Origin of the sequence: Frankia sp. AiPs1 (assembly GCF_023716945.1) — a bacterium.
In the GTDB taxonomy this organism is placed as follows: domain Bacteria; phylum Actinomycetota; class Actinomycetes; order Frankiales; family Frankiaceae; genus Frankia.
In genome coordinates this window covers 24,589-31,420 of record NZ_JAMQQF010000025.1, presented here as the reverse complement: position 1 = coordinate 31,420, position 6,832 = coordinate 24,589, and the positions used below count along the sequence as shown (strand labels likewise).

Below are 6,832 nucleotides of genomic sequence, written 5' to 3'. Positions count from 1 at the left end.
TAGCCTGACCAGGCACACCACGAGAAACCACACGTAGGCTGTTCATCTCCGGCTTACACGAAAATCGTGACAGGCTCAAGCGGGTGAACATCGCCCGGCCGAAGGCGAGTTCCATCCCACCCTTCGGATCGCACACCCACAGCTCCACCAGCCCCGCCCGCACCGCCGGGCCGAGGCCCCGCAACGTCGACCACAGCACCGAGCCCTTACCTGCGCCGGTGGCACCGGCGACGAGGACATGCGTCCCACGCACCGGCAGCGTCCAGGGCGATCCGTCCTCACAGCGGCCCACCAGGATGGCGGACAGTCCGGCGACGAGCCGGGCGTAAGCGGTGTGGACGGGTGCGCGGTCCGGGTCGACGCCGACCGGGTCAGGGTCGGCATCGCCCGGACCGCTGCTCATCCCGTCGAGCCGGGCCGGGGTGACGGGACGGGTGAGGGTGTCACGGTGGTGGAAGTGCAGCCGGACAAAGCGGAACGTCTCGGCCTGCACCTGGCAGCGCCGGGCCCGGAAGATGTGCCGCAGCGCCTCGCCCTGCTCCGCCCATTGTTCGGGGGTCTGACCGGGCAGCAGTTCCACCCGCAGCACGTCCACGGCACGGGTGGAACGGATCGTGCGGATACGCGGGAAGTACTCGTCGAACGTCACCTGATCGGCGTTCGAGGTCGGCATGCGGATGGCAAGGTCGGTGTGGACCATCGCCGCTCGCCACCGCCAGCGGTAGATGAACGCCAGCCGCGTCCGGCCCCACAGCCAGCGGCCCAGCCAGGCGCACGACCGCGGGTGCAGCCGCGCCCAGACCAGCACCACCACGACCAACCCGCCGTCCAGCGCCGCCAGACCCACCGGGCCGAACCGGTGAACGAACAGCAGCAGCCCGACCACGACCGTGACCGCGACCCGGTGCCGGAAGCACCAGCGGACCGCCAGCCACAGGCCCTTACCCGCGACGGCCAGCAGCAGCATCCACAACGGCACCCGCACCTTGTCCGCACGGGTCGGAATGCGCGGCGCCGGCCGGTCACCCCTGATTCTGGACATGACAAATACCACCTGATTTCGAGCGCACGAAACGACAGGAGAGAAGGGAAGGAAGCAAGGAAGCGCGGCAGGCGGGCCTGAATTATGGGAACCCTCTGGGCCGCCGGCCGGAAAAAGAGAGTGGTAGTGCTATGCGGCGCGTTTCTCCGTCGCCGGGTCTGCTGATTCCTCCGCCTCGAACTGGCGGGTCTCGCAGGCGTTGAGGTAGTCGTTCACTCCGGCCAGCAGCGCGTAGGCGAAGTTGATCTGATCAGTGTTCGGGGTGTCCTGCTTCGCCGAGACGACCAGCGACATCCCGGCGGCATCGACGGCCAGGATCGGGCCACGGTCCGGGTAGGTGTGGCAGGTCACCCGCCAGTCACCGCCGACAGACAGACCCACCGACAACGACGGCTCGCGTTCCTCGCCGCTCATGCCGCCACCGCCGACGCGCGCCGGCCCGACTGGCCCACGGCCACCATCGCCGCCGCCCGAAACGCGAAACCCTGCCGCGGACGCGACCCGTTGGTGTCCACCCACGGCGTCACCGTCAAACCCTCGAACAGCACCGGCCGAAACGGCGTCCCCGGCATCACCTCCGGCGGAACCGGCTGCACCTCACCCGTGATCTTCACCTTCACCTCGGCCTGCCGGGCCGCCGGGTCCGCGTCCAGTACTCGCACGACCCACACCCGCTCGCCGGTGTCCTTGTCCCGTGCCTGCACGTCCGGCAGGTTCGCCTTCACCTTGTCGTAGTCGTTCGACGCCTCCACCCCCAGCACAAACGCACCCGCCGGGAACACGTCCTCGAAACGCACCAGAATACGCGACGGCAACGCCATGAACGATCAACCTCCATAGATGTCGACCCCGCCGCCGATGCTCCGGCCGCTGTCGGGCAGAACCCACAATGCTCCGCTCGCCGAGCGCTCGCCAAGCGCATATACGGGTGGGGATAACGTGCCGATATAGAAATGCGCTCAGCGTTGCGGCGACCTTCCGGACAGCACTCACCGACCGCTATCGTTTGACGATCGACAAGCGATGGGAGGTGTTGAGTCGAGATGCTGCGTGACGCCGCGACGGGCGAGGACTGGCCGGCGGTCGGCCAGGCCATCAACGCCCGTATGCAAGAGCGCCGGATCACCCAGCAGGCCCTTGCCGCCGCCTCCGGGGTGTCCGTGGCCACCTTGCGCGAGCTTCAGCGCGGGACGAACCGCCGCCGGGCGCATGACACGACCCTCATAGCCATCGCCCGCGCCCTCGGATGGCCCGACGACCATCTGTTGGCCGTTCTCCTCGGTGAGCCGCCGCGCGACGTGACCGCCCCGCCCCTGCCGATCGATCGGCAGATCCTTGAGGTGCTGCTGCGGATCGAACGCCACGTCGCCGACCTCGGCGCACACCTGCGAGTCCCGACCGCGGGGGGCGACGGCGGCCGGGACCAGCCCGCCGGGTACGCCGAAGGGCCGGACCGGACAGCGGGATAGCTCCACTGTCCGATCCGGCCCAGCCTCACGGGGCCCGCCCGGTCAGGCGTCAGCCGGAGGCACCGGGTCGGGGTCGGGGGAAGGTTCGCCGTCGTCTGTGGGAGCGCCCTCGGCGAGGCGGCTGATGTACAGGCGCACGGTGTCGAGGGCTTCGCGGTATCCGGCACGGAACGCCTGCCGTTCCCCCGTCGTCATCCACCGCGACCGGTTCGGTTCCGCGTCCGGAACGTCGAGCACCGAACCGCGCAGGGTCACCAGCTCCCGGCGGGACGGCGCCTCACCTGGCAGGCGATAGACCAGCACGGTATCGACGTCGCCGAACGCGGCGATGAACTCCACCCCCGCCGGCATCTCGGCGAGCGCCCGGTACAGGTCCGCCGCCGTCGACCCGGGCCGCACCGACAGCGCCCACTCGCCGGGACCCCACGGCACCATCGTCACCGCGGCGGAAGGCACACCACCATGCCGCTCAGGCGCTTCGGCGGGCGAAACGTTCACCGGACCCGCCGCTGGCGACGAACCGGCAGATGTTCCAACGCCCCGTTGTGCACCATCCAGCCGTTGTCGGCCGGCGGGGCACCGACCAGGAACCGCAGCGGGCACACCTGATGCTCGGCCCACCCGTGCTCGGTCGCGTAGCGGTCGGCATCGGCCGCCGATCGGAAGGCGACCACCGCTTCCCGGATCAGCCCGTTTCCCCCGGGCTCGAAGCGCACCGCGCCGAACAGCAGCCCACTTCGCCGGTCTGTCGTCCTTGTCGAGTCGTCGTCTACTGGCGTCATGTCGTCCTTCCCGTCGCGTCGTCCAAGACCACCGCGCCCGCCGTCCCGCGCTCGGCGTGGGAAACGGGACAACAGCCGGGACGTACGCTGACGCCGACAGCCGACTCCGAATAGATATGCGGCTGAATACCGAGGGTAGATACACTGGCGGACGGTGCGCACATCACCACAGCGCCGATTCGTCGTCTGACGGGAGCCACCGCCCATGACCCGACGCCGCCCTCTGCCCACCGCGCCGACCGGACTGTGGGACCGGCCCGACATGGCCGCCGCCCTCGCCGACCGCGACATGCGCACCGTGCTGACGATCTACAAGCGGTGGACCGGCGCTTCCCAACCCCAGATCGCGACCATGACCGGGGTGCCGCAGCCGACGATCAGTCTCATCCTCAACGGCAAGCGCCAGGTCTCCAGCATCGAGACCTACGAGAAGTTCGCCGAAGGACTCGACATCCCCCGCGAGCGCCTCGGCCTCGCCGCCGCCTCATCCCCCGCGGACCAGCCGGCCGAAGGCGCTCCGGAATCAGCCGTCACGGTAGTGGCCGCCGACGCTGGGCCGGACCGGCGGAAGGTCCTCGCCGCGGTCGGGGTCGCCGCGTGGGCGATCGATGAGGAGCTGGACGAGGTCACCCGGCGGATGCAGCTCTTCGCCGCGTCCAACGTCGATGACGCCTCCTTGGAGCAGTTGGAAGCGAGCGTCGAGGTCGTCGGCCGCCGGTACGAGACCAGCGACGCGGCCACGGTCTACCCGATCGCGTTGAAGCAGCGCCGGTGGGTTGCCGAACTCATGGCCGGACACCAGCACCCCGCCCAGCGCCGGCATCTCTACCTGGTCGGCGGAAAACTGTCTGGCCTACTCGGCTACCTCGCGTTCGATCTGGGCAACGAGCTGGTGGCCCGCGCTTACTGCAACGAGGCCATGAGTCTGGCCAAGGCTGCCGGACACGGCGACCTCGCCGCCTGGGTCCGCGGAACCCAAAGTTTCATCGCCTACTACGGCGGCCGGTACCGCGAAGCCCTCGACCTTGCCCGCGACGGGCAGCGCTACGCCCGCGGCGGCCCCGCCTCCATCCGCCTGGCGATCAGCGGCGAGGCCCGCACCCTGGGCAAGCTCGGTGACGCCGCCGGAGTCGACGAAGCCGTAGGCCGGGCCCTCACCGCCCACGCAAAGATCCACGATGCCGATCCGGTCGGCTACTTCCTGTCGTTCGACCCGTTCACCGCCTCCCGCATCGCCGGCAACGCCGCCTCGGCCTACCTCGCCGCCGGAGCCCACGAACGCGCCCGGGAGTTCACCGACCAGGCAATCCCCATCTTCGCCGCCGCCGAGTCCACCGCCAGCCACGCCCTGACCCTCGTCGACGCCAGCCTGACCTACCTCGCCGGACCATCCCCCGAACCCGACCGGGCCGGAGCACTCGTCAGCCAGGCATTGGCCGTCGGCGCGGACCTGCGCTCCGAAGTCGTCGCCCGCCGGGCCAAGGACTTCCTGACCACCGCCGCCCCCTGGCATGCCGTTCCGGAGATCGCAAACATCGCGGACGCGGTCAAGGCGTGGCGGATGCCCACGGCATAGCCTGTTGGGCCGTGCCACTCACCCTCGAGCAGCAGGCCGACGCCGACGACTGGGAGACCTTCCGCCGCACCGAGCGGATGGCCGACCACTGGTGGTGGCGTCCCGGATGGCGACCCGACCGGCACTACCTGACCTGGTACCTCATCTTCCACAACCAGGCCCTCACCGACCATGTGGCCGGGTTTCAACGCGAGCTTGCCGACCTGGACTACCTCGACCCCGTGCCCGTCGACGGCCTGCACATGACCGTGCAAGGAGTCGCGTTCGCCGACGAGATGCCCCCCGACCAGGTCGCCGCCCTCGGGAAAGCCGCGGACGAGCAGTGCGCCGGCATCGAACCGTTCACCCTCACCGCCGGACCGATCGCCGCCTACCCCGGCGGGACCTTCCTCCGCGCCGCCCCCTGGGCACCCGTTGCCGAACTCAGGACACGACTACGCGCCGCCATCAGCACCGTCCTCGGCCCCGACCGAGTGCCTGACGAGCCGGCACGGTTCAAGCCCCACATCAGCGTCACCTACTGCAACGCCACCCCACCAGCCGCCGAAGTCATCGGACGACTGACCAAGCTACGGCAGCGCCCATCGATCAGGCTGCCGGTGGCCAGCGTCGACCTCCTCGAACTCCGCCGAGACCGCCACGCCTACCGCTGGGACATCCGCCACCACATCGACTTCACCGCATGAACCACGACGAGGGCCAAGACCACGCCGACCGGCATGCACCCCCGCCGGCTGACCGCATGTCCAACAACCGCCGCACGCTGCCGAATCCCTCGTTTTAGGATCAAGGAAAATGTCCCGCAGCCGCCGCGCGACGGCTGCGCGTGGCCCTGGCGGGCCATGCTCGCCGGCGCGTCGCAGCCACCCTCGCTTACCGCTGGTACGAGTAGGACACCCAGCGCCCTGACCGAGAAGAGAACGCCCAGTCGGCACGCGATCTGGGGACGGGAGTAGGCTCCCGATCATCGATCGGAGCGCGAATAACAGGGGTAAGCGAGATGGCGAGATCAGAATCAGCGGCGGATCCGATGGAACTGATCCATCCCATCTACCTTGATGTGCCAATGATGGTTAGCTTCCTGGCTGCACTCAAAGACGGAGTCAGTTATGAAAGCGAGATAACCGAGAAGGCCGTCTCCACCAGAGAGCGTGAAGGCGAAGGATCTGGATCGGCAAAATTGCCAGGAATAGCAGGGCTATTTGGTCTAGGATTCGACCTAAGTGGAAGGTTGAAGCAGCGATCGACAGGTGAAGAGGGCACGGAGAGTAAGGTCATCAGGAAGCACACAGAAGCCTCGCTCTTCAACCTGCTACGTCATTCACTTCATGAGAGCCACCGCCTCCAGATCATCGAAAGTTCCTCGGAACTCACAGAACTCCGACCGCATGACTTGTTCGAGATAAGGGGGGAGATGCTTGGCAACCCTCTGGAGCGATTGGTTGATTTGATCTCCGCCTTTGTTGGATTCCTTGGTCTAGATCTAGACGATGAAGCGCCGACAGGAGGGGGGCAACGGCGCAATCGCTCCAACCAGCAGGTTCCCGCAGAGCTACGACAAATGCGACAAGAATTCAGCACCGAGTATCTGATGATGTTTCGATCGATGAAAAAAGATGTCGAAAAGGGTCGAGTTGTCGACCTACTCCTCCGCTCGGATAGTGGCGTCCAGGCGGTAGTAACTCTCACCCGCGAATTTCTTCCGCAACACGCCGAAGAGCTTCTACTTGGCGGCCAGTTTACTGTAATCGGCAAAGCCGCTGCCGTGCTCGCCACATCCGGATCGATAAACCTCGCTCGCCGAACAGTATTTGGGGCATTCGGGGGAGACGGCACCCAAGGCATCATCTCCTCTTTCCAGACCGGCCAGGATTCGGGTATTGATTTTGGGAACACAAGACTTGTGATCGAAGCTCCGGCGGTTCAGGTAATCCCACTTGCGGTCTTCGTCTAGCAACTAGCC

General features: G+C 67.4%; 8 protein-coding genes and 1 pseudogene. 4 read left to right on the top strand and 5 right to left on the bottom strand.

All coding sequences use genetic code 11. The features are described from left to right. From ND748_RS05320 to ND748_RS05310, 3 genes and pseudogenes are all read right to left on the bottom strand, one after another. Positions 1-1,042: pseudogene (locus ND748_RS05320) on the bottom strand (cell division protein FtsK); the annotation flags it as partial. Between the two features lie 129 nt (positions 1,043-1,171). Further along, positions 1,172-1,456 carry a hypothetical protein gene (locus ND748_RS05315; RefSeq protein WP_251744506.1) on the bottom strand — a complete coding sequence of 95 codons (285 nt, stop codon included), beginning with the start codon at positions 1,454-1,456 and terminating at the stop codon, positions 1,172-1,174. Continuing rightward, positions 1,453-1,863, bottom strand: coding sequence for a plasmid replication, integration and excision activator (locus ND748_RS05310; protein ID WP_251744504.1), 411 nt, complete (start codon positions 1,861-1,863; stop codon positions 1,453-1,455). The genes ND748_RS05315 and ND748_RS05310 overlap by 4 nt, the downstream gene beginning before the upstream one ends. A gap of 222 nt (positions 1,864-2,085) precedes the next feature. On the opposite strand from ND748_RS05310, the gene ND748_RS05305 reads away from it, so the two are divergent. Beyond that, positions 2,086-2,511, top strand: a complete 426-nt coding sequence (locus ND748_RS05305) for a helix-turn-helix domain-containing protein (RefSeq protein WP_251744502.1) — start codon at positions 2,086-2,088, stop codon at positions 2,509-2,511. A gap of 42 nt (positions 2,512-2,553) precedes the next feature. On the opposite strand, the gene ND748_RS05300 is transcribed toward ND748_RS05305, so the two are convergent. Both ND748_RS05300 and ND748_RS05295 read right to left on the bottom strand, forming a co-directional pair. Continuing rightward, entirely contained in the window at positions 2,554-2,946 is a 393-nt protein-coding gene (locus ND748_RS05300; RefSeq protein ID WP_251744501.1) for a hypothetical protein, read from the bottom strand. Positions 2,947-3,005: 59 nt separating this feature from the next. Then, positions 3,006-3,293 (bottom strand): hypothetical protein, encoded by a 288-nt coding sequence (locus tag ND748_RS05295; RefSeq protein ID WP_251744499.1) that lies wholly within the window; start codon positions 3,291-3,293, stop codon positions 3,006-3,008. A gap of 205 nt (positions 3,294-3,498) precedes the next feature. Here ND748_RS05295 and ND748_RS05290 point away from each other — a divergent pair, with 205 nt between their 5' ends. The 3 genes from ND748_RS05290 (at position 3,499) to ND748_RS05280 (ending at position 6,823) form a co-directional block, all read left to right on the top strand. Further along, a complete protein-coding gene (locus ND748_RS05290; RefSeq protein WP_251744497.1) occupies positions 3,499-4,869 on the top strand; it encodes a helix-turn-helix transcriptional regulator in 1,371 nt (456 codons plus the stop codon). A gap of 11 nt (positions 4,870-4,880) precedes the next feature. Next, positions 4,881-5,555: a 2'-5' RNA ligase family protein gene (locus ND748_RS05285; protein ID WP_251744496.1), complete on the top strand. Its 675-nt coding sequence runs from the start codon at positions 4,881-4,883 to the stop codon at positions 5,553-5,555. Positions 5,556-5,899: 344 nt separating this feature from the next. Next, on the top strand, positions 5,900-6,823 hold the full coding sequence (locus ND748_RS05280; protein ID WP_251744494.1) for a hypothetical protein: 924 nt from the start codon (positions 5,900-5,902) through the stop codon (positions 6,821-6,823). Positions 6,824-6,832 lie beyond the last annotated feature (9 nt).